This window comes from Enterobacter sp. 301B (assembly GCF_003850715.1).
In the GTDB taxonomy this organism is placed as follows: Bacteria; Pseudomonadota; Gammaproteobacteria; order Enterobacterales; family Enterobacteriaceae; genus Enterobacter; species Enterobacter intestinihominis.
Genome location: NZ_PQTC01000003.1, coordinates 143,289 through 166,355 on the forward strand (window position 1 = coordinate 143,289; position 23,067 = coordinate 166,355).

At 57.0% G+C, this 23,067-nt stretch carries 19 protein-coding genes; 7 read left to right on the forward strand and 12 right to left on the reverse strand.

The window, feature by feature from the left end:
- The first annotated feature begins 187 nt into the window (after positions 1-187).
- Together C3451_RS04920 and yicI are read left to right on the forward strand one after the other, a co-directional pair.
- Positions 188-1,579: a glycoside-pentoside-hexuronide family transporter gene (locus C3451_RS04920; RefSeq protein ID WP_045621021.1), complete on the forward strand. Its 1,392-nt coding sequence runs from the start codon at positions 188-190 to the stop codon at positions 1,577-1,579.
- A 12-nt stretch (positions 1,580-1,591) separates the two neighbouring features.
- Positions 1,592-3,910: an alpha-xylosidase gene (gene yicI / locus C3451_RS04925; protein ID WP_124304243.1), complete on the forward strand. Its 2,319-nt coding sequence runs from the start codon at positions 1,592-1,594 to the stop codon at positions 3,908-3,910.
- Between the two features lie 129 nt (positions 3,911-4,039).
- On the opposite strand, the gene C3451_RS04930 is transcribed toward yicI, so the two are convergent.
- Both C3451_RS04930 and xanP read right to left on the reverse strand, forming a co-directional pair.
- On the reverse strand, positions 4,040-5,734 hold the full coding sequence (locus C3451_RS04930; RefSeq protein WP_045621023.1) for an AsmA family protein: 1,695 nt from the start codon (positions 5,732-5,734) through the stop codon (positions 4,040-4,042).
- A 118-nt stretch (positions 5,735-5,852) separates the two neighbouring features.
- Positions 5,853-7,244 (reverse strand): xanthine/proton symporter XanP, encoded by a 1,392-nt coding sequence (xanP, locus tag C3451_RS04935; RefSeq protein WP_032626600.1) that lies wholly within the window; start codon positions 7,242-7,244, stop codon positions 5,853-5,855.
- A gap of 225 nt (positions 7,245-7,469) precedes the next feature.
- Here xanP and gltS point away from each other — a divergent pair, with 225 nt between their 5' ends.
- Entirely contained in the window at positions 7,470-8,672 is a 1,203-nt protein-coding gene (gltS, locus tag C3451_RS04940; RefSeq protein WP_006812438.1) for a sodium/glutamate symporter, read from the forward strand.
- A 3-nt stretch (positions 8,673-8,675) separates the two neighbouring features.
- On the opposite strand, the gene recG is transcribed toward gltS, so the two are convergent.
- Genes recG through gmk form a run of 5 tightly spaced genes read right to left on the reverse strand, consistent with a single transcriptional unit; the run spans position 8,676 to position 14,542 of the window.
- A complete protein-coding gene (gene recG, locus C3451_RS04945; RefSeq protein WP_045621025.1) occupies positions 8,676-10,757 on the reverse strand; it encodes an ATP-dependent DNA helicase RecG in 2,082 nt (693 codons plus the stop codon).
- 3 nt (positions 10,758-10,760) lie between these two features.
- Positions 10,761-11,450, reverse strand: coding sequence for a tRNA (guanosine(18)-2'-O)-methyltransferase TrmH (gene trmH / locus C3451_RS04950; protein ID WP_045621026.1), 690 nt, complete (start codon positions 11,448-11,450; stop codon positions 10,761-10,763).
- Between the two features lie 4 nt (positions 11,451-11,454).
- Positions 11,455-13,569: a bifunctional GTP diphosphokinase/guanosine-3',5'-bis pyrophosphate 3'-pyrophosphohydrolase gene (gene spoT / locus C3451_RS04955; protein ID WP_022646616.1), complete on the reverse strand. Its 2,115-nt coding sequence runs from the start codon at positions 13,567-13,569 to the stop codon at positions 11,455-11,457.
- Positions 13,570-13,588: 19 nt separating this feature from the next.
- Complete coding sequence (rpoZ, locus tag C3451_RS04960; protein WP_000135058.1) at positions 13,589-13,864, reverse strand: DNA-directed RNA polymerase subunit omega; 276 nt, start codon at positions 13,862-13,864, stop codon at positions 13,589-13,591.
- A gap of 54 nt (positions 13,865-13,918) precedes the next feature.
- Positions 13,919-14,542 carry a guanylate kinase gene (gene gmk / locus C3451_RS04965; RefSeq protein WP_006177710.1) on the reverse strand — a complete coding sequence of 208 codons (624 nt, stop codon included), beginning with the start codon at positions 14,540-14,542 and terminating at the stop codon, positions 13,919-13,921.
- A 251-nt stretch (positions 14,543-14,793) separates the two neighbouring features.
- On the opposite strand from gmk, the gene ligB reads away from it, so the two are divergent.
- Entirely contained in the window at positions 14,794-16,464 is a 1,671-nt protein-coding gene (gene ligB, locus C3451_RS04970) for an NAD-dependent DNA ligase LigB (protein WP_045621027.1), read from the forward strand.
- A gap of 2 nt (positions 16,465-16,466) precedes the next feature.
- On the opposite strand, the gene C3451_RS04975 is transcribed toward ligB, so the two are convergent.
- Both C3451_RS04975 and C3451_RS04980 read right to left on the reverse strand, forming a co-directional pair.
- Positions 16,467-17,084, reverse strand: coding sequence for a trimeric intracellular cation channel family protein (locus C3451_RS04975; protein WP_023299016.1), 618 nt, complete (start codon positions 17,082-17,084; stop codon positions 16,467-16,469).
- 205 nt (positions 17,085-17,289) lie between these two features.
- A complete protein-coding gene (locus C3451_RS04980; protein ID WP_003860907.1) occupies positions 17,290-18,153 on the reverse strand; it encodes a YicC/YloC family endoribonuclease in 864 nt (287 codons plus the stop codon).
- Positions 18,154-18,278: 125 nt separating this feature from the next.
- Here C3451_RS04980 and rph point away from each other — a divergent pair, with 125 nt between their 5' ends.
- Both rph and pyrE read left to right on the forward strand, forming a co-directional pair.
- Positions 18,279-18,995 (forward strand): ribonuclease PH, encoded by a 717-nt coding sequence (rph, locus tag C3451_RS04985; RefSeq protein ID WP_015570044.1) that lies wholly within the window; start codon positions 18,279-18,281, stop codon positions 18,993-18,995.
- Between the two features lie 66 nt (positions 18,996-19,061).
- Positions 19,062-19,703 carry an orotate phosphoribosyltransferase gene (gene pyrE, locus C3451_RS04990; RefSeq protein WP_032622050.1) on the forward strand — a complete coding sequence of 214 codons (642 nt, stop codon included), beginning with the start codon at positions 19,062-19,064 and terminating at the stop codon, positions 19,701-19,703.
- Between the two features lie 82 nt (positions 19,704-19,785).
- On the opposite strand, the gene slmA is transcribed toward pyrE, so the two are convergent.
- The 3 genes from slmA to coaBC all read right to left on the reverse strand — a co-directional run bounded on the left by slmA (position 19,786) and on the right by coaBC (position 22,151).
- On the reverse strand, positions 19,786-20,382 hold the full coding sequence (slmA, locus tag C3451_RS04995; protein ID WP_003860901.1) for a nucleoid occlusion factor SlmA: 597 nt from the start codon (positions 20,380-20,382) through the stop codon (positions 19,786-19,788).
- Positions 20,383-20,503: 121 nt separating this feature from the next.
- Positions 20,504-20,962: a dUTP diphosphatase gene (gene dut / locus C3451_RS05000; protein WP_045621029.1), complete on the reverse strand. Its 459-nt coding sequence runs from the start codon at positions 20,960-20,962 to the stop codon at positions 20,504-20,506.
- Positions 20,940-22,151: a bifunctional phosphopantothenoylcysteine decarboxylase/phosphopantothenate--cysteine ligase CoaBC gene (gene coaBC, locus C3451_RS05005; RefSeq protein ID WP_087878399.1), complete on the reverse strand. Its 1,212-nt coding sequence runs from the start codon at positions 22,149-22,151 to the stop codon at positions 20,940-20,942. Before coaBC ends, dut begins: the two co-directional genes overlap by 23 nt.
- A gap of 173 nt (positions 22,152-22,324) precedes the next feature.
- On the opposite strand from coaBC, the gene radC reads away from it, so the two are divergent.
- The gene (gene radC, locus C3451_RS05010) at positions 22,325-22,990 is read left to right on the forward strand and encodes a DNA repair protein RadC (protein WP_022646621.1); all 666 of its coding nucleotides are present in this window, start codon (positions 22,325-22,327) and stop codon (positions 22,988-22,990) included.
- The last annotated feature ends 77 nt before the right edge of the window (positions 22,991-23,067 follow it).

Genomic DNA, 23,067 nt, shown 5'->3' on the forward strand with positions numbered 1-23,067 from the left:
CCCCTGTTTCAGCTAATTCTTAAGAAAATCCTCAGGTTAGCATTTCGTGCTCATCAACTTTTATCCCGATCACAAAAAACAAGAAACGTAATCTCTTAACCAGAAAACGCAATACCCGCTCCTGAAACAATGGTTTAAAACCAATGCAACCGGTCTCAGCGCCCCCTACAGCGTGAAGGATAAAAATATGAGCGAAGTATTGTCAGTAAAAGAGAAGATTGGCTACGGCATGGGAGACGCCGCCAGCCATATCATTTTTGATAACGTCATGCTTTACATGATGTTTTTCTACACCGATATTTTTGGTATTCCCGCCGGGTTTGTCGGCACCATGTTCCTGCTGGCCCGCGCGCTGGATGCGATCTCCGACCCGTGCATGGGGCTGATTGCCGACCGCACCCGCAGCCGCTGGGGCAAGTTCCGTCCGTGGATTTTGTTCGGCGCGATCCCGTTCGGCATCGTCTGCGTGCTGGCGTATACCACGCCGGACCTCAGCCTTAACGGCAAAATGGTTTATGCCGCAATCACCTATACGCTGCTGACCCTGCTCTATACCGTGGTCAATATCCCGTACTGCGCGCTGGGCGGCGTGATCACCAACGACCCGACGCAGCGTATCTCCCTTCAGTCCTGGCGCTTTGTGCTGGCGACGGCGGGCGGCATGCTCTCCACGGTGCTGATGATGCCGCTGGTGAACCTGATTGGCGGCGACGATAAGGCGTTCGGCTTCCAGGGCGGGATCGCCGTGCTGTCGGTGGTCGCGTTCCTGATGCTGGCGATCTGCTTCTTCACCACCAAAGAGCGCATCCAGGTGCCGCCAAGCACCACCTCCATGCGGGAAGACCTGCGCGATATCTGGCAAAACGACCAGTGGCGCATCGTCGGCGTGCTGACCATCCTCAACATTCTCGCCGTTTGCGTGCGCGGCGGCGCGATGATGTATTACTGCACCTGGATCATGGGCTCGCCGGAGGTGTTCGTCGCGTTCCTGACCACCTACTGCGTCGGCAACCTGATTGGCTCGGCGCTGGCGAAACCGCTCACCGACTGGAAGTGCAAGGTCAGCATCTTCTGGTGGACCAACGCCGCGCTGGCGGTGGTCAGCGTGGCGATGTTCTTCGTGCCGATGCATGCCACCGTGCTGATGTTCGGCTTCATCTTCGTTATCGGCGTGCTGCACCAACTGGTGACGCCGATTCAGTGGGTAATGATGTCCGATACCGTCGACTACGGCGAATGGACCAACGGCAAACGTCTGACCGGCATCAGCTTTGCGGGCACGCTGTTCGTGCTGAAGCTCGGCCTGGCGCTGGGCGGGGCGATGATCGGCTGGATGCTGGCAGGCGGCGGCTACGACGCGGCAGCCAAAACCCAGAACAGCGCGACCATCAGCATCATTATCGGTCTGTTTACGCTGGCTCCGGCGATCTGCTACGTGCTGAGCGCCATTATCGCCAAACGCTACTACACGCTGAAAACTCCCTTCCTGACCAAAATCCTGCGCGAGCTGGCGCAAGGTGCGCGCCGCAATCAGCAGGAGTTTGAAAACCTGCCGGTCAGTAAAGAATTGCAGAACTAAGAGGACGTAAGCATGAAAATCAGTGATGGAAACTGGCTTATCCAACCGGGCCTTAACGTGACGTATCCGGTTCAGGTGTTCGACGTGGAGCAGCAGGGCAATGACCTGGTGGTGTATGTGGCGCCGCGTGACGTGCGCGAACGCACCTGGCAGCTCGACACGTTGATGTTCACGGTGCGCCTGTTTGCTCCGCAGGAAGGGATTGTCGGGGTGCGCATTGAGCACTTCCAGGGTGCGCTGAACAACGGCCCGCACTATCCGCTGAACGTTCTGAAGGATGTAAAAGTTGAGATTGAAAACAACGCCGAATTTGCCGAGCTGAAAAGCGGCAGCGTCAGCGTGCGCGTCACCAAAGGCGAGTTCTGGGCGCTGGATTTCCTGCGCAACGGCCAGCGCATTACCGGCAGCCAGCTGAAAAACAACGGCTACGTGCAGGACAGCAACACCGACCGCAACTATGTGTTTGAACGTCTGGATCTGGGCGTGGGGGAAACTGTGTATGGCCTGGGCGAGCGCTTCACCGCCCTGGTGCGCAACGGTCAGACGGTCGAAACCTGGAACCGCGACGGCGGCACCAGCACCGAGCAGTCCTACAAAAACATCCCGTTCTACCTGACCAACCGTGGTTATGGCGTGCTGGTGAATCACCCGGAAAATGTCTCGTTTGAAGTCGGCTCCGAGAAAGTGTCCAAAGTGCAGTTCAGCGTGGAAGGGGAGTATCTGGAGTACTTCGTGATCGACGGCCCGACGCCAAAAGAGGTATTAAACCGCTATACGCAGTTCACCGGGCGTCCGGCGCTGCCGCCGGCGTGGTCGTTCGGCCTGTGGCTGACCACCTCCTTCACCACTAACTACGACGAAGCGACGGTCAACAGCTTTATCGACGGCATGGCCGAGCGCGACCTGCCGCTGCACGTGTTCCACTTCGACTGCTTCTGGATGAAAGCCTTCCAGTGGTGCGATTTTGAGTGGGACCCGGTGACCTTCCCCGACCCGGAAGGGATGATCCGCCGCCTGAAAGAGAAAGGGCTGAAGGTCTGCGTGTGGATCAACCCGTACATCGGCCAGAAATCGCCGATCTTCCGTGAGCTGAAAGAGAAGGGCTACCTGCTGAAGCGCCCGGACGGCTCCCTGTGGCAGTGGGACAAATGGCAGCCGGGGCTGGCGATCTACGACTTCACCAACCCGGACGCGTGCAGGTGGTATGCGGACAAACTGAAAGGCCTGGTGGAGATCGGCGTCGACTGCTTCAAGACCGACTTCGGCGAGCGTATCCCGACGGACGTCCAGTGGTTTGACGGTTCCGATCCGCAGAAGATGCACAACCATTACGCCTACATCTACAACGAACTGGTGTGGAACGTGCTGAAAGAGACGGTGGGAGAAGAAGAGGCGGTGCTGTTTGCCCGTTCTGCCTCCGTGGGTGCGCAACAGTTCCCGGTGCATTGGGGCGGCGACTGCTACGCCAACTATGAATCGATGGCGGAAAGCCTGCGCGGCGGGCTGTCGATTGGCCTGTCCGGCTTCGGATTCTGGAGCCACGATATCGGCGGGCTTGAAAACACCGCTCCGGCGCCCGTCTATAAGCGCTGGTGCGCTTTCGGGCTGTTCTCCAGCCACAGCCGCCTGCACGGCAGCAAATCCTACCGTGTGCCGTGGGCGTACGATGACGAGTCCTGCGACGTGGTGCGCCACTTCACCCAGCTGAAATGCCAGCTGATGCCGTACCTGTATCGTCAGGCTGCGCTGGCCCGCGATTTCGGCACGCCGATGCTGCGGGCGATGATGCTGGAGTTCCCGGACGACCCGGCGTGCGATTACCTCGACCGCCAGTACATGCTGGGGGATTCGATGATGGTGGCGCCGGTGTTCTCCGAGGCGGGCGATGTGCAGTTCTGGCTGCCGGAAGGGCGCTGGACGCACCTGTGGCACAACGATGAAATCGAGGGTAGCCGCTGGCATAAGCAGCAGCACGATTTCATGAGCCTGCCGGTCTATGTGCGCGACAACACGCTGCTGGCGCTGGGTAACAATAACCAGAAGCCAGACTATGCGTGGCACGAGGGGACGGCCTTCCAGCTCTTCAACCTGAGCGATGGCGCAACGGCGGTGAGCGAAGTGCCTGCGGCGGACGGTTCTGTGGTGTTTACGCTGAAGGCGTCACGTCAGGGCGACGTCGTGACCTTTACCTGCGCGGGAGATGCGCAAAACTGGTCGGTGTGCTTGCGCAACGTGCAGAAGGTCGGCGGCGTAAAAGGCGGTTCACATGTGGGCAGCGAGTGGGGTGTGGTGGTGAAAGCCGACGGGGATGAGGTGGTGATCCACCTCTGAGCTGGAAAAATGCCCGGTGGCGCTTCGCTTACCGGGCCTACGGTAATTATGCGGTCTGATGCCCTCACCCACGGGGAGAGGGAACCAAAACCTCGTAGGCCGGGTAAGGCGAAGCCGCCACCCGGCTTTTTACTGTGCCGGAGCCACCGCCGACACCATCCCGCCGGTCATCGTCTGCTGCACCTGCTGTTTATCCATATTTACCGCGCTCAGCTTCCCGTTCACCGTCGGCTTCAGCGGCGCATTGGCCTGCACGCTGCCGCTGGCGGTGAGCTGAATATTGCCGTCGCCCGCAATCGGCAGCGCTGGCCAGCCCCACTGCTGCAAAACGTTGAGTGGTACACCGCGCCCGTTCAGGCTCACGGTGGTTTGTCGCTGTGGCAACTGTGACACGGTGGCGGTCGCTTCCAGGATCCCTTTCTCGGTAAAGGCGCTCAGGTCGGTAATGTTTACCGTTGCGGCGTTGGCATTCAGCGCCAGCGACGGGCGTCGCACGTCGACGCGGTTAAAGGTTGCTGCCGCCCCGTTCAGGGTTGCGTTACCGCCCCACACGCCCCACTTGTGGTCTTGCGCCAGACGCAGATTAGCGCCATAACCGTCGAGGGAGGTGATCTGCCATGGGAACGCCGGATCGATGTCGATCACCAGGTTGCGGCTCAGGCCGAATTTTTTCAGCGTCACGCTGTTCAGCCATGCCGGAAGCGGATCCATCCACAGCGTTTTCCAGTTTTCCGGAAGCGTATATTCCAGCCCGGCAATGGCAACGTCGTCCAGCACCAGTGCGTTCCCGTCGCGCAGCCAGTTGCCGGAGGTGCGCACCATGCCCCCTTCCCAGCGGGAAGTGAACTGACGCAGCGCAATGCCCTGCGGGGAGAATTCCGCGTTCAGGATAGGGTCAAAAAGATGCAGCGAGCCGTAGATAAATTCGCTGGCGTTCATGGATAACCGTCCCTCCTGGCTTTGCCAGTCCCCTTTACTCAGGGTGAGGTTACGCAGGCTAAGATCAAGGTCGGTAACCGCCCAGTCTGGCCCCTGTAGACGGGCATCGGTCACTTCCAGCCGCCCAATCTGTAACGAAGGCAGGGTGGAGAGAGGAGCGAAGAAATCCAGCAGCGATTTGTCGCTTTGCAGGCGGATCTCATTCAGACGCAGGGTGTCGATAACCCAGCCACCGTCGGCATTACGCTGAGCCGACCCCGTAAGCGAGCCGCGCGCCATATCGGCACCGATGGTATTGAGCACCACCTCTTTGCCGTTGAGTTGTCCCTGAATCAGCACGTTGTTGGCCGGTATGCCGTTGAGCGTGAGCGACCCGGCGCTCATCTGGATTTGCGCATTTTTCCCCAGTACGTTCCCCGCCTCGGGCTGCCACGGGCTGACGCCACCGGTCACCTTTTGCGCACTGAGATCCCACTCCGTATTCGGGCTGTTAAAGGCCATGTTATTCAGTTGCAGACGGTCGGCCTGGAACGGCAGCGGCGCCGTCTGTGGAGATAAATTCAGCGTGCCATCGAACAGGGTGATGGCGTCCATATGCAGCGGGTCGGTGATCTGGCGGCTGCTTAAGCCAATATCCACTTTTTTAGCGACCAGCGTGGCCGGTTTGCCATCTCGTCCGAAGGTAACGTTTTCCAGAAGGATGTGAGAAGGGGATGAAAAGCGGTGATCCATCAGGTCAAAGTTGAGCTCGTAATCGGTATTCACCGTGATCCAGCTGCTGACCTGCGATGCGCCCCAGCGGGTCTGGAGCAGAAAATAAAAGGCGAGCACTACAATGAGCAGGGCTACCAGAAGATAGATAAGCAGCTTTCCAATAAATTTCATGGTCTTCCTTCCCGCGAAACGCACATAAGGGTGTTATGCACGAATTATGCGCAATGCTCAAGGCGGGAATGGTGTAAAGAGATGTCACGGCAGGCATTGACAGCCTGCCGTGTGGGGATCAGTTCTTTTCAGGCGGGAAAATGAGATTCAGCACGATAGCGGTAATACCGCCCGCGGCGATGCCGGAAGAGAGCAGGTTTTTCACCCAGTCCGGGGCAAACTGCAAAATCAACGGCTGCTGGGAGACGCCAAGTCCTACGGCGAGAGACAGCGCAATAATCATGATTGCGCGGCGGTTCAGCGGCTCGCGGGAGACGATACGCACGCCGGAGGCCGCGATGGTACCGAACATGACCAGCGTCGCGCCGCCCAGGACCGGCTCGGGAATGTGCTGCACAAACCCGCTCACCGCCGGGAACAGGCCGAGGACCACCAGCATCAGCGCCACCACGAAGCCCACGTAGCGGCTGGCCACGCCGGTCAACTGGATCACGCCATTGTTCTGGCCGAAGCAGGAGTTCGGGAATGTGTTGAACACCGCCGAGACAAACGAGTTCAGTCCGTTCGCCAGCACGCCGCCTTTCAGACGTTTCATGTACAGCGGGCCGGAGACCGGCTGCTCGGACACGTCGGAGGTGGCAGTGATATCGCCAATGGTTTCCAGCGAGGTGATCATAAAGACCAGCATCAGCGGCAGGAGCAGACTCCAGTCAATGCCCAGGCCGTAGTAGAGCGGCGTTGGCACGGTAATCAACGCGCTGTTGGTTGGGGTGGTGTTTTCCGGCAGCATGCCCAGCGCCCACGCCAGCAGGTAACCGGCCGCCATGGCGATCACCAGCGAAGCCACGCGCAGGTACGGGTTACGCTGGCGGTTAAGCAGAATAATGATCGCCAGCACCACGCCTGCCAGCAGCAGGTTTTTCGGCGCGCCGAAGGTATGGTCGCTCATTGCCGCGTAGCCGCCCCCGATGGAGGTCAGACCCACCTGAATCAGCGACAGGCCGATAATCATCACCACCACGCCGGAGACCAGCGGGGTGATCACCCGGCGCGCAAGGTGCAGAACGCGGGAGATGATCATCTCTGTGCAGCTTGCCAGCATCAGGGTGCCGAATAGCGCCGCCATCATCGTCGGGACATCTGCGCCGCCGGTTTTCAGTGCCGTACCGCCCATGATCAGCGGCGCCACAAAGTTAAAGCTGGTGCCCTGAATCGACAGCAACCCCGAACCCACCGGACCCCAGGCTTTAATTTGAATGATGGAGGCTACACCGGAAGCGAACAGAGACATACTGATGATGTGTTGCGTATCCTGCGCCGGTAACCCCAGCGCCTGACAAATCAGCAGAGCCGGCGTGATGACCGCAACGAACATCGCCAGCAGATGCTGGCAGGCGGCAAACAGGGTTTGAGGTAGCGGGGGACGATCTTCAAGGCGGTAAATCAGTTCACTGTTTTGCTTCTGCGCAATCGGTTGCGCATCAGCAGACTCCAGAGTGTTAACAGACATCGGCGGCAATCCCACGGTGGAAAAGCGGGCATTTTAGCTGACCACCTGGTAAAAGCAAACGATTGCCAGCAAAAAAAAGAGAGAAAATCTGCCGGTGTGAGCAGGTTTTCTACAACGAACAGGAAAAAAAAATTACACTTTTCGCGCCGGCGGCTCATGACGAGCAACACCCGGCCCAGGATAACGCCGCGTGTGTATGGAACACGCGCATAACAGGAGCCTTTTATGATTCATCTCGATACGTTGTCGACCCTTGTTGCCGCAACGCTGGTTCTTCTGCTTGGTCGCAAGCTGGTACACAGTGTTTCCTTTCTGAAAAAGTACACCATTCCTGAACCTGTCGCCGGTGGATTGCTGGTGGCGCTGGCCCTGCTGGTACTGAAAAAAAGCATGGGTTGGGAAATTGATTTTGATATGTCCCTGAAAGATCCGTTGATGCTGGCCTTCTTTGCCACTATCGGCCTGAACGCTAACCTCGCAAGCCTGCGTTCGGGTGGCAAGGTGCTGGGCGTGTTTTTGATTGTCGTGGTGGGCCTGCTGCTGATGCAAAACGCCATCGGCATCGGTATGGCGTCGCTGCTGGGGCTGGATCCGCTGATGGGTCTGCTGGCGGGGTCGATTACCCTGTCAGGTGGCCACGGAACGGGCGCGGCGTGGAGCAAGCTGTTCATCGAACGCTATGGCTTTGAAAACGCAACGGAAGTGGCAATGGCCTGCGCGACCTTTGGCCTGGTGCTTGGCGGGCTGATTGGCGGCCCGGTGGCGCGCTATCTGGTGAAACATTCCACTACGCCGGAAGGCAGACCAGACGATGAAATGGTGCCGACCGCGTTCGAAAAACCGGACGTTGGTCGCAGCATCACCTCGCTGGTGATGATTGAAACCATCGCCATGATTGCCATCTGCCTCACCGTGGGCAAAATCGTTGCGCAATGGCTGGCGGGAACGGCTTTCGAACTGCCAACCTTTGTCTGCGTGCTGTTTATCGGGGTGATCCTGAGCAACGGTCTGGCGCAGATGGGCTTCTACCGCGTCTTCGAACGCGCGGTGTCCGTGCTGGGGAACGTCAGCCTGTCGCTGTTCCTGGCGATGGCGCTGATGAGCCTCAAGCTGTGGGAGCTGGCCTCGTTGGCGCTGCCGATGGTGGCGATCCTGGCGGTACAGGCCGTGTTTATGGCGCTGTATGCCATCTTTGTTACCTGGCGCATGATGGGCAAAAACTATGATGCGGCGGTACTGGCTGCGGGTCACTGTGGATTTGGTCTGGGAGCGACACCAACGGCCATCGCGAATATGCAGGCGATCACCGAACGGTTCGGCCCGTCGCACATGGCGTTTCTGGTGGTGCCGATGGTGGGCGCATTCTTCATTGATATCGTCAACGCGCTGGTCATTAAGCTCTACCTGATGCTGCCAATGTTTGGCTGATCGTCAGGCGTTGGAATACCGCTCGGTTTCCGGCATCCAGCGTTCAATTAACGCTGCCGCCTGTTCGGGGTAGCGTTCATGAATATGACGCGCAAGGCGTTGTACTTCGGGGATCATGGCCTGATCGCGCAGCAAATCCGCCACTTTAAATTCGGCGTTACCCGTCTGACGTGTGCCCAGCAGTTCGCCCGGGCCGCGGATCTCCAGATCTTTTTGCGCAATGACGAAGCCGTCATTGCTGTCGCGTAATACCTGCAAACGCATCTGCGCGGTTTTCGACAGCGGGGCTTTGTAGAGCAGCACGCAGTGAGAGGCGATCGCGCCACGGCCCACGCGGCCTCGTAGCTGGTGGAGCTGCGCCAGGCCCAGACGCTCCGGGTTCTCAATAATCATCAGGCTGGAGTTCGGCACATCCACGCCCACTTCGATAACCGTGGTCGCAACGAGTAAGTGCAGCTCGCCCTGTTTGAACGACTGCATCACCGCCTGCTTCTCGGCAGGCTTCATGCGCCCGTGAACCAGACCGACGTTCAGCTCTGGCAGGGCGAGCTTTAACTCTTCCCATGTGGCTTCGGCAGCCTGCGCTTCCAGCAGCTCAGACTCTTCAATCAGGGTGCAGACCCAGTACGCCTGACGCCCTTCCTGCGTACAGGCGTTGCGCACGCGGTCAATGATGTCGCTGCGCCGCGTGTCCGGTATGGCAACCGTGGTCACCGGCGTTCGGCCCGGCGGCAACTCGTCGATGGTGGAGGTATCCAGATCGGCATAGGCCGTCATCGCCAGGGTGCGCGGAATCGGCGTGGCGGTCATGATCAGCTGATGCGGGTGGAAGCCCTGTTGCAGACCTTTCTCCCACAGCGCCAGACGCTGATGAACACCAAAGCGGTGCTGTTCGTCGATAATGACCAGCGCCAGGCCGTTAAACTGCACCTGTTCCTGGAAAATGGCGTGCGTGCCGACAATCATCTGCACCTGCCCGCTGGCAATAGCTTCCTGCTGCGCAAGACGTGCTTTGCCCTTCTGCTTCCCGGCCAGCCAGCCCACTTCGATCCCCAGTGGGGCGAACCAGTTACGGAAATTGTTGGCGTGCTGCTCGGCCAGCAGTTCTGTCGGCGCCATCAGCGCCACCTGCTTGCCGTGGGCGATAGCGCGTAAAGCGGCCAGCGCGGCAACCAGCGTTTTCCCGGAACCCACGTCGCCCTGCACCAGGCGCATCATCGGCACATTCAGCGCCATATCGCGTTCAATCTCGGCGGTAACCCGCGCCTGTGCGCCGGTGGGTTTAAACGGGAGTGAGGCCAGCAGCTTATCTTTGAGTTCATCACGCTGGCCTAAAGGCTGAGCGTGGAAACGCTGCGCACCGGCGCGCAGTGCCAGCATGCTCAGGTTGTGAGCCAGTAATTCCTCAAGGATAAGACGCCGTTGGGCGGGATGTTTACCGCTTTCTAAATCAACAAGCTGAAGCGTTGGCGGTGGACGGTGCAGGGTGCGCAACGCCTCCGGCAGGCTCATCATGCCCTGCGCCAGCTCCGGCGGCAGCAGCTCGTTAATGGCGCAGGTATCGAGCAGCTCCAGCGCCTGGTCGGTGAGCTTGCGCAGCGTGGCCTGCTTAATGCCTTCGGTGGTTGGATAGACCGGCGTGAGCGTCTCCTGTAGCTCAGGTGAGCTGAGATCGCCCTGCACGCGGTATTCCGGGTGGATCATCTCCGCGCCGTATTTGCCCCGTTTGGCTTCACCGTACGCAAGTACGCGTCGTCCAGTGGCAAGGCTGTTTTTCATCGCCGCATTGAAGTTGAAAAAGCGCATGGTGAGAATGCCGGTGCCGTCGCTGATCTGGCAGGTCATCATCCTGCGTCCGCCAAAGGTGATGTTGCAGTTCAGCACTTCCCCTTCAACGGTGGCGTAAATAGCGGGCAGCAGATCGCCAATTTTATAAAGTTGAGTACGGTCTTCGTAACGCAGGGGGAGGTGGAGCAGGAGATCCTGCACGGTGTGCAGGCCAATCTTCGCCAGTTTACTGCTTTGTGCCGCGCCCACGCCCGTCAGGCTGTTGAGCGGTATGGCGTCCAGCAGGCGGCCTTTCATGATTTACCCTGCGTACTGCATGGTGGACCACCACTCGGCATCGGCTTCAATTTCGCCCTGCGCGTTGACGTGGGGGTAAGGCAATTTCTTCTGCTTCGCAACGCGAGCCAGCACCGGATAGCCACCTTCAAACAGCAGGCGCTGCTGCTCCTCTTCCGGCAGCATGCTGTTGCTGCGCTCGTACATTCCGGCATTCTGACGCTGGCGCTGCGCTTCATACAGGATCAGCGCTGAGGCGACCGACACGTTGAGTGACTGGACCATGCCGATCATCGGAATGATGATGTCCCGGTCAGCCAAATCCAGTGCTTCCTGCGTGATCCCCGTTTTCTCCTGGCCCATTAAAATGCAGGTCGGACGGGTGTAATCGATCTCACGGAAATCCACGGCTTTAGCAGAGAGGTTGGTTGCCAGAACCTGCATGCCACGCCCTTTCAGGTGCAAGACCGCTTCACCAATAGTCTGGTGAGTTTTCACGGATACCCAGCTGTTGCTGCCTGCGGCGGTGGAGGCCATGGTACGCATACGTGCGCCTGGCCAGACGGCGTGGACTTCATGCACGCCGACGGCATCTGCGGTGCGAACGATAGCAGAGACGTTATGAGGTTTATGGACCTGCTCCATGCAGACCGTCAGATCAGGCTGACGCCTGGCGAGCATTTCGCAGATTCGCTCGTAACGTGTTGAATTCATAATGCTAGTTTCGGTTACGGGTGACTTTAATGACATCCGGCATCACGCGGATCTTGCGCATAATATTGGCCAGATGTACGCGGTCACGGGCGGTCAGGCGAATAAAGGCGCTGTAAACGCGGCCATCTTTTTCTTCAGTATTCAGGCTCTGAATGTTTGACGAGGCCGTGTTGATCGCTGCCGTCAGGTTCGCCAGTGCACCCTGGTGGTTAAACATATCCACCTTGATTTCAGTGATAAATTCCTGCGCTGTCTCTTTATCCCATTCGACCGCCATGAACTTCTCAGGCTCTTTCTGATAGCCACGGATGTTACGGCAGGATTCGTGGTGGATCACCAGCCCTTTACCCGGGCTGACGTGCGCAATAATCGGGTCGCCCGGGATAGGGCGGCAGCATTTGGCGAAGGTGATGAGCACCCCGTCAGCGCCTTTGATTGGCAGGTGACCATGATTTTGCGCGTTAGCAGGAACGGCTGTCGTTTCGCCCTGTTGCAGGTTCTTCGCCACGACCACGCTCATGGCGTTTCCGAGGCCAATCTCTGCCAGCAGGTCATCCAGCGAGGCGAGCTTCATACGCTCCAGCTCATGCTGAATATTCTCTGGTGGGATCTCTGCCAGTTTGCGGCTGCCACCCAGCGCGTGATTGAGCAGACGACGCCCGAGACTGACGGAGTCGTCGCGCTTGAGATTTTTCAGCAGCTGGCGGATTTTTGCGCGCGCTTTTGAGCTCACGACAAAGTTCAGCCAGGCAGCGTTAGGACGTGCGCCCGGCGCGGTAATAATTTCGACAGTCTGCCCGCTGAAGAGCGGCTGCGACAGCGGATAAGGCTGCCTGTCGACGCGGGCACCCACGCAGGCATGGCCGATATCGGTATGCACGGCGTAAGCGAAGTCGACCGGCGTCGCGCCCGCAGGCAGTTCGACAATGCGCCCTTCCGGCGTGAAAACGTAAATCTCATCCGGGAAGAGATCGGATTTAACGCTCTCGATAAATTCAAACGAGCTACCTGCACTTTGTTGCAGCTCCAGCAGGCTCTGCATCCAGCGCTGGGCGCGGATTTGCGCGGTGGTGCTGCTTTCGCCGCCGTGCTCTTTATAAGCCCAGTGCGCCGCGACACCCATTTCCGCCATCTGATCCATGTCTTCGGTACGAATTTGCACCTCAACCGGAACGCCGTGCGGGCCAATCATGGAGGTGTGCAAAGATTGATATCCGTTCGCTTTTGGAATGGCGATGTAATCTTTGACGCGCCCCGGACGTGGCTTGTACAGGCTATGCATCTGCCCCAGCACGCGGTAGCAGGTGTCAGAGTCGTGGACGATGACGCGGAACGCGTAGATATCCATGATCGAGTGAAAACGCTGCTCTTTGAGCACCATTTTGCAGTAAATAGAGTACAAATGCTTTTCGCGACCGCTGACGCGGCACGGAATACCGGCTTCCTGCAAGCGCCCTTCTATTTCAGAGAGGATCTTTTGAATCATCTCTTTACGGTTGCCTCGTGCGGCTTTCACCACCTCTTTAATCACGCGATAGCGGTTCGGGTATAACGCTTCAAAACCCAGCTCTTCCAGCTCGGTTTTAATGTGATGAATACCTAAACGGTGCGCCAGCGGACTGTAGATTTCGAGGGTTTCACGGGCGATGCGGCGACGTTTATCCGGGCGAAGTGAGCCCAGCGTGCGCATATTGTGGGTGCGGTCAGCAAGTTTGATGAGAATGACGCGGATATCCTGCACCATCGCCATGATCATCTTGCGAAAGTTTTCGGCCTGCGCCTCTTTCTTATCGCGGAATTTCAGCTTATCAAGCTTAGAGACCCCTTCCACCAGCTCGGCAACGCTTTTGCCAAACAGCTGTTCCATGTCCTGGTAGGTGGCAGGGGTATCTTCAATCACGTCATGCAGCAGGGCGGCCATGAGCGTTTCGTAGTCGAGTTTCATCTCGGCCAGAATACAGGCCACCGCTACCGGGTGCGTGATATAGGGTTCACCGCTTGAACGTGTCTGGCCCTCGTGAGCGTCACGTGCAACGAGATACGCCTGCTGAAGACGCTTAATCTGGTCTTCAGGCAGGTAGGTTTGAATCAGTTGATTCAGGCTTTCAAACAGATACAAGGGCGACCCGCAGGTTTAATTAACGACGACCTTCAGCAATGGCGGTTACGGCCTGCAGTTCTGCGGCTTCCTGCTCTTGCTGCTCCTGGCGCTCACGCACGTCGAGGATCTGGTTGTTGATCAGACCTTCTTCGATTTCGCGAAGTGCAATAACGGTGGTTTTATCGTTTTCTTCCGGTACCAGCGGATCTTTACCGCCTACCTGCATCTGACGAGCGCGACGCGCGGCGACCAGTACCAGGTCAAAACGGTTACCAATTTTCTCTACAGCGTCCTGAACAGTTACGCGTGCCATACTTAAAATGCTCCACAGGTGAAGAAATGACTGGGCATGATACTGAAAGTGGGTTCAGTCTGCCAACAGTTTGGTGATTAATGCGTCATGTCGCTGCTTCTGGCGGCTCATACGCAGACGTTCTGCGCGAAGGATAGTTTTGAGATCGCTCAGCGCGGCATCAAAATCATCATTCACAATAAGGTAATCATATTCCGCGTAATGGCTCATTTCTGCAACTGCCTGTGCCATACGCTTCGCGATAACTTCTTCGCTGTCCTGGCCGCGACCCCGCAGGCGGCGATCCAGTTCATCTTTCGATGGCGGTAAAATAAAGATACTGCGCGAATCAGGCATTTTCTTACGAATTTGCTGCGCGCCCTGCCAGTCGATATCCAGGAACACGTTCACGCCGGTCGCAAGAACCTGCTCAATGGTTTCACGCGAAGTACCGTAGTAGTTACCGAATACTTCTGCGTGTTCAAGAAACGCGTCTCTGCCAATCATCGCTCTGAATTCGTCGTGATTCACAAAGAAATAGTGTTCACCGTGCACCTCACCCGGACGCGGTGCTCGCGTGGTGTGAGAAACAGAAACCTGCGTATCGTACAACGGTTGGGTTTTTAACAGTGCCTGAATAAGGCTGGATTTACCCGCGCCACTAGGGGCAGAAACAATATAAAGCGTGCCTTGAGCCATGAGAGTCTTTTGTATGTGTTAACGAAGAAGTCCTACATACGGGCTTATTATACACGTCGCCGCTGTGTGACGTAGCCTTTGTCACACTTTTTCCCGTGGATGATTAAATTTTGCGTGCCGTTTTCAGGTTTTGTCTGCGGTTTGCAGCAACAAAAAGAAACGCTGGATAACGCCTCGTAAAGCGTAACGTTGCCATTCGCGTCGTTTTCAATACCGGGTTATACCTCCTCCAACGCAAAGGAGGGGTAATAATGTGGCGATGGATAAGCGGGTTTGCGCTGTTGTGGTGTAGCACCGGGTTAGCGGTATGCCCGGTATGGTCCCAGGCAAAAGCAGAAAAGGAAATTGCAGCGCTGAGCGCGCAGATCAAACGCTGGGACGATGCTTACTGGAAGCAGGGAGTCAGTGACGTTGATGACGGAGTTTACGATCAGCTTAACGCGCGGTTGAACCAGTGGCAGCGCTGCTTTGGTCATGTCTCTTCCGAAGAGAGACCGCCACCTCTGACAGGTAGTGTGACACACCCGGTTGCGCATACGGGCGTGCATAAGGTTGCCAGTAAAGCTGAGCTCAGCCAGTGGATGCGAGCCCGGCAACATCTCTGGATGCAGCCCAAAGTGGATGGCGTGGCTGTGACGCTGGTGTACCAGGGCGGGAAGCTTGTCCGGGCCATTAGCCGTGGCAACGGTGTAAAAGGTGAAGACTTGACGGCGCAGGTTCGATCAATCCCCTCTGTTCCGCAAAACCTGTCCGGCCCCCTGGCAAATAGCGTCTTACAGGGTGAACTGTTCTGGATTCATGAAAACCACATCCAGCGTCAGATGGGGGGGATGAACATGCGGGCAAAAGTGGCGGGCGCCATGATGCGTCATAACGATAGCGCACTTCTCAGGCAGCTCGGCGTGTTTATCTGGGCCTGGCCGGATGGACCTAAAGAGATGCAGGTATCTCTGGATGCGTTGTCAAAAGCCGGGTTCACCCTGACGGCGCGTTATACGCTGCCCGCCGCGTCTGTGAATGCGGTCGAAGCGCAGCGTTCAGCGTGGCATACAACAGCATTGCCCTTTGCCACGGACGGCATTGTGGTGCGTTCAGCGGATGAACCCGCGGGCGACGGTTGGTTACCCGGTGAAGGCCGTTGGGTTGTCGCATGGAAATATACGCCTGTCGCTCAGGTTGCTGAAGTGCGAGGGATACAGTTTGGCGTCGGGCGAACGGGCAAGGTGTCCGTTGTAGCCGAACTGGATCCAGTAAAGCTTGATGATAAACAGGTGCGGCGGGTGAGCCTGGGGTCGGTCACACGCTGGCAGCGGCTGGATATTGTTCCCGGCGATCAGGTTCTGATAAGCCTCGCCGGGCAGGGGATCCCCCGATTCGATCGAGTTGTCTGGCGGGGAGCGAACAGGGAAAAACCAGAACCTCCGGCCCTGCAGTACCACTCGCTGACCTGTTTTTATGCCTCACCAGCGTGTATGGAACAGTTCTTTGCCCGGTTGACGTGGCTTAGCTCAAAACAAGGGCTAGGGATCGAGGGGTTAGGCGAGGCGGGCTGGCGAACGCTTCATCAGACGCATCGTTTCGAGCATATTTTTTCGTGGTTAACACTGACGCAGGCGCAGCTACAGTCCACGCCTGGCTTTTCCGCCGGGCGCGGGTTATCGCTCTGGCATCGTTTTAATATTGTGCGCAAACAACCTTTTATTCGCTGGGTCACAGCGATGGGGATCCCGCTGACAAAAGCCACGCTGAATGCGGTTGGGGCGGCGTCGTGGCAGGCGCTGAATCAGCGGAGCGCCGCTGACTGGCAGGCTTTGCCGGGAACAGGTGAGGAGAAGGCGCAGCAGGTCGTTAACTGGCTGCATGCGCCTCCCGTTGATAGGCTGGCAAGGTGGCTGGCTGAGCAGCACATTAACGGGTTCTGACCTTAATGCGCGTTGTGCTTGTAATGAAAAACCGGCAGGCCAAGCTTCAGACGCAATGCCAGCATTCGCGCCGTGAAACCAAACAGCAGCGTGGAGATAACGACCACATCGTGGTTGGTGACATAGTGCTGCAAGGCGACATAAAGCACTGCCGCGGCAAAGGAGATGCCGGCATACAGTTCCTTCTGGAAAACCAGCGGGATACGTTTGCAGAACATATCGCGCAGCACCCCGCCAAACACGCCCGTGATCACCGCCGCAATGGTGGCGATAACCGGGCCTTCACCCATATCGAGAGCAATTTGTGCGCCAATGATGGAAAAAACAATCAGCCCAAGCGCATCCAGCACCAGGAACAAGCGGCGCAGATGAGGCATCACCGGGGCTACAATCGTGGTTAACACGGCTGCCGTTGCCACGATAATGACGTACTCAGGGTTTTTAACCCAGCCGAGCGGATAATGGCCAAGCAGGATATCGCGCACGGACCCGCCGCCGAGCGCAGTGGCCGTGGCAATAATGATCACGCCGAAGGTGTCCATTCGGCGACGTCCGGCGGCAAGCGCGCCGGTCATGGCTTCAGCGGTAATGCCAATAAGATAGAGAATGTGAAGCAGCATAAACCCTCCGGAATGAAGAGGAGGAGATTAGCGATTTGTGCGCAAGATCACGATTGAGATTTTCTAAGGCGAGGGGATTTGCCCTAAAGGAATTTATCAACGCATGCCAGGCGGGCTTGTGATAAGGCGGGAGGCAAAGAAAGTAAGGATAAATAAGGATTAGAAAAAGTAATGGGTGATGTGCCAGACACCACCCTGAAAGGTATTACTCGATATTCTGGATCTGCTCGCGCATCTGCTCAATCAGGACCTTCAGTTCAATTGCTGAATTGGTCACCTCTGCATTGATAGACTTAGACGCCAGCGTGTTCGACTCGCGGTTGAACTCCTGCATCATAAAGTCGAGACGGCGGCCTACCGCTTCTTTCTTCTTCAGGATGTTGTAGGTCTCTTTAACGTGCGCTTCCAGACGATCCAGCTCTTCAGCCACGTCTACACGCTGCGCCATCAGCACCAGCTCTTGTTCCAGACGGTTGTTTTCCAGCTGAACTTCCGCCTCTTCCAGTTTGGCGACAAGTCGCTCACGCTGCCATTGCAGCACTTCTGGCATATGCGCGCGCACTTTAGCCACTTCGGCGCTCACGCCTTCAAGGCGTTGCTCAATCATCGCTTTCAGCGCCTGGCCTTCGGTTTCGCGGGCAACGATAAAGTCATCCAGCGTGCCGTCGAGTGCAGCCAGGATTTCAGCGGTAATCGCGTCCAGATCCTGCTCTCCGGCGGCCATCACGCCAGGCCAGCGCAGAATATCAACCGGGTTGATCTCGCCTTCATCGCTTTGCATTTTGACCCAGTTCGCCGCATTAACCAGCTGTTTTGCCAGCTTTTCGTTCAGGATCAGTTCGCCCTGTGCACTGGCATCGGGCTCAAAACGCAGGTTACATTCCACTTTCCCGCGGGTCAGACGCGTACGGATACGCTCACGCACCACAGGCTCCAGGCTGCGGAACTGTTCCGGCATACGGAAATATGTTTCCAGATAGCGCTGGTTTACCGAGCGCATTTCCCAGGTAGCGCTACCCCAGCTACCCTTGATTTCACGCCGGGCGTAGGCGGTCATACTGCGGATCATAGACATTCCCGTTTTTAAAGGAGAGATGGGGGGATTATAGCTTTCAGGGGCTTCTCAGGATAGGAATAAGCGTCCTTTATCCGTATAATGCGCAGCCACATTCGTTTCAAGCCGGAGAATCCATCATGCGTCCAGCAGGTCGTAGCGCCAACCAGGTGCGTCCCGTCACCCTGACCCGTAACTATACAAAACACGCTGAAGGCTCCGTGCTGGTTGAGTTTGGTGACACCAAAGTGCTTTGCACCGCGTCCATCGAAGAGGGCGTGCCTCGCTTCCTGAAAGGTCAGGGGCAGGGGTGGATCACCGCGGAATACGGTATGTTGCCGCGCGCAACCCATACCCGTAATGCTCGTGAAGCGGCAAAAGGTAAGCAGGGCGGCCGTACTATGGAGATCCAGCGCCTGATCGCACGTGCGCTCCGCGCCGCGGTTGACTTAAAAACGCTGGGTGAGTTCACCATCACGCTGGACTGCGACGTGATCCAGGCCGATGGCGGCACGCGTACGGCCTCCATTACCGGTGCCTGTGTGGCGCTGGCAGATGCGCTGAACAAGCTGGTTGCCGCCGGTAAGCTGAAAACCAACCCAATGAAAGGGATGGTTGCTGCTGTCTCCGTTGGTATTGTTAACGGCGAAGCGCTTTGCGATCTGGAATACGTTGAAGATTCTGCCGCAGAAACCGACATGAACGTGGTGATGACCGAAGATGGTCGCATCATTGAAGTGCAGGGCACGGCAGAAGGCGAGCCATTCACTCACGAAGAACTGCTCACCTTGCTGGCGTTGGCCCGAGGGGGTATTGAATCTATTGTAGCGACGCAGAAAGCGGCGTTAGAAAATTGATTTTAAGGCGACCAATGAGTCGCCTTTTTTTTGCCTGTAAGACTGAAAAGACAAAGGAGCAAATCCATGAAATCGTATCAGCGCCAGTTTATTGAGTTTGCGCTTAACAAGCAGGTACTTAAGTTTGGCGAGTTCACGCTGAAATCCGGGCGTAAAAGCCCGTATTTCTTCAACGCCGGGCTGTTTAATACCGGGCGCGACCTGGCACTGTTAGGCCGCTTCTATGCCGAAGCGCTGGTGGATTCCGGGATTGATTTCGATCTGCTGTTTGGCCCCGCGTACAAAGGCATTCCAATTGCAACCACCACGGCGGTGGCGCTGGCGGAGCACCATGACCGCGACGTACCGTACTGCTTTAACCGTAAAGAGGCCAAAACCCACGGTGAAGGCGGCAATCTGGTAGGCAGTGCGTTGCAGGGCCGCGTGATGCTGGTAGATGACGTGATCACCGCAGGCACCGCGATCCGTGAATCGATGGAAATTATCCAGGCTAACGGTGCAACGCTTGCGGGTGTGCTGATTTCGCTCGATCGTCAGGAGCGTGGGCGTGGCGACATCTCTGCTATTCAGGAAGTGGAACGCGATTATGGCTGCAAAGTGATCTCTATCATCACGCTGACAGACCTGATTGCATATCTGGAAGAGAAGCCTGAAATGGCGGATCACCTGGCGGCGGTACGTCAATACCGCGAAGAGTTTGGCGTATAATTCAATTGCCCGGTGGCGCTACGCTTACCGGGCCTACCTGTTCGTAGGCCGGATAAGGCGAAGCCGCCATCCGGCGATGGCGTTACTGTAATTGTGCTGCTACTAACGGCCAGCGGGCGTCAAAATCGTCCGTTGGTCGATATTTAAACTCGCTGCGCACAAACCGGGAGAGCATCCCTTCGCAAAATGCCAGGATCTGGCTTGCCAGCAGCGTCTCATCCGTATTATATCCCTCACCTTCCCGCATTTTCTTCTCGCGCAGAACCTGACGAAGCTGGGCTTCGATACGCTCAAAAAGCTGGTTTATACGGCCTTGCAGACGATCCTGTTCAAACATCAGCGCGTGGCCGGTAAGAATACGGGTCAGACCCGGGTTACGTTCACCAAAGCCCAGAATCAGCAGCACAATCAGACGCAGACGCGTGCTGGTGTCTTTTTCATCCTTCAGAATCAGGTTGATGCGCGTGATCAGGCTATCTTCGATAAACTCGATCAGGCTGTCGAACATCCGGGTTTTGCTCGGGAAATGACGATACAGCGCCGCCTCTGACACGCCCACAGAGGCCGCCAGCTTGGCGGTGGTGATGCGTTGACTGCCGTCGCTGGATTCAAGCATCAGAGCCAGAGATTGAAGTATTTCTTCGCGACGATTCCTTTTCGCGGTTTGTTTTTCTGCCATGTTACAAAATACCCCTGAAAATAAGCACTTGTCAGGCTGGCAACCACACAGCGACCCGCAAACTGACGTTTGCGGTTTGTTATTGCATTATGGCGCTGTGAGATGCGTGTTTGTCGGGCGGTTATTTGCGCCCGGAATGGCCGAAGCCGCCTTCGCCACGGTCGGTAGCGTCGAAGTCTGCCACCAGGTTAAATTCTGCCTGCACCACCGGTACAAACACCATCTGCGCAATACGCTCGCCCGGTTCAATGGTGAAGCTGTCCTGGCCACGGTTCCAGACGGATACCATCAGCTGACCCTGATAGTCAGAGTCGATCAGGCCGACCAGGTTACCCAGCACGACGCCATGCTTATGGCCCAGGCCAGAGCGCGGCAGGATCACCGCTGCCAGTGACGGGTCAGCAATGTGAATCGCCAGCCCGGTCGGGATCAGGGTCGTTGCACCCGGCGCCAGTTCTACGGCGTCATCGAGACAGGCGCGCAGGTCAAGACCGGCAGAGCCGGAGGTGGCATACGTTGGCAGCGGAAATTGCTTGCCAACGCGCGGGTCCAGAATCTTAACGTCGATTTTTTTCATCATAACGGGTAACGATCTCGTCCAGTAATTGTTGGCCCAGGAGTTCTTTGCGCTCAAGCGGTAAGACTTTATCTCCATCCTGCCAGAAAAGGTGCAATGCGTTGCTGTCGCTGTTAAATCCTTGCGTGGACAGCGATACGTCGTTCGCGCAAATCAAATCGAGGTTTTTGCGGGTACGTTTTTGCCGGGCATATTCTTCCACATTATTCGTTTCTGCGGCAAACCCAACAACGTAAGGACGATGAGTTTTCAATGCGGCGACACCGGCAACGATATCCGGGTTCTTCACCATTTTTATTGTTAATTCATCACCTTGCTTTTTAATTTTGGCGTCGGCAATGGTTTCGGCGCGGTAATCAGCAACGGCCGCACAGCCGATAAAAATATGCTGTTGTTGAGCATGCGCCTGTACGGCGGCTTCCATTTCCAGCGCGGTAGTTACATCAATACGCCGCACAAACGCAGGGGTGGTAAGCGACACCGGGCCGCTCACCAGCGTCACGTTCGCGCCGCGTTTGGCTGCCGCGGCAGCAATTGCAAAGCCCATTTTGCCGGAGCTGTGGTTGGTGATGTATCGCACCGGATCCAGCGGCTCGCGCGTGGGGCCCGCAGTAATCATGATGTTGAGATGTTGCAGATCGTTGACAGGCGAGAAATGGGCGGCGGCCATATCAACAATCGTCAATGGGTCGAGCATACGCCCTGGCCCCACGTCGCCACAGGCCTGGCTGCCGCTCTCCGGTCCCCAAATTAGCAGGCCGCGCGAGGCCAGCGTATCCAGATTATGCTGGGTAGCGGCGTTGCGATACATCTGCTGGTTCATTGCGGGTACAACCGCGACGGGCGCAGGCGTGGCGAGGCAAATGGTCGTTACCAGATCGTTCGCCATCCCGGCCGCCACGCGGGCAATTACATCTGCCGTGGCGGGGGCAAGGATAACCAGATCGGCCCATTTCCCCAGCTCAATATGGCCCATTGCGGCTTCGGCTGCCGGGTCGAGAAGGCTGTCGGATACCGGGTATCCCGAGACGGCTTGCAGGCTCAGCGGGGTGATAAAGGCTTTGCCGCCTTCGGTGATCGCGACCCGTACGTCGGCCCCGCGCTCGCGCAAACGGCGCACCAGGTCTGGCGTTTTATAGGCAGCAATACCGCCGCTGACGCCAAGAACGATTTTTTTACCGGCCAGGCTCATCATGATTCTTTCCTGTTGGGTTTCACCAGAGAGCGGGCATTTTATCACAATCCCTAAAACGGGGTGATGATGTCCTTAATTCACTTTGCGAGGCGCTACGCAAGAACGAAACGCCAGCGTCGAGCCCCGAATTTGCCTGTGGCAGCATAATGGCAAACAGAAGGAGGCCGGGCATGGAAGAGACTGAACTGCTGCTACCGCGTGAAAAAATGCTGCGCCATGGCGTCACGTTGTTAAAGGACGACGAGCTGCTGGCGCTCTTTTTACGCACTGGCACGCCGGGGAAAACGGTATTTACGCTGGCGAAAGAGCTGATAGAGCATTTCGGCTCACTGTATGGATTGTTGACCGCCGAACTGGAGGCGTTTACGCACGTTGAGGGTATTGGCGTGGCGAAATATGCCCAGTTGCGGGGCATTGCGGAGCTGGCCCGGAGATTTTACAACGTGCGTATGGAGGAAGAAGACCCGATCCTCACCCCCGATATGACCCGCGAATTTCTGCAAAGCCAGCTTTCCGATCTGGAGCGGGAGATCTTTATGGTGATCTTTCTCGACAACAAAAACCGGGTACTGAAACATACCCGCCTTTTTTCGGGAACATTGAGCCACGTTGAGGTGCATCCGCGTGAAATTGTGCGGGAAGCGATAAAAGTGAATGCAGCCGGCGTGATCCTCGCGCATAATCACCCCTCTGGCTGTGCAGAACCAAGCAGAGCTGACAAAGCAATTACCGAACGTATTATCAAATGCTGTCAATTCATGGACATTCGTGTGCTGGACCATCTGATAATTGGCCGCGGAGAGTACATTTCTTTTGCCGAACGTGGCTGGATTTAGGCCTTTTCTCGCGATCCATCGGGATCTTTGTCTGTTCGGGACTTGAGCACACCGCCGAGTCAGCGTATACTACGCCA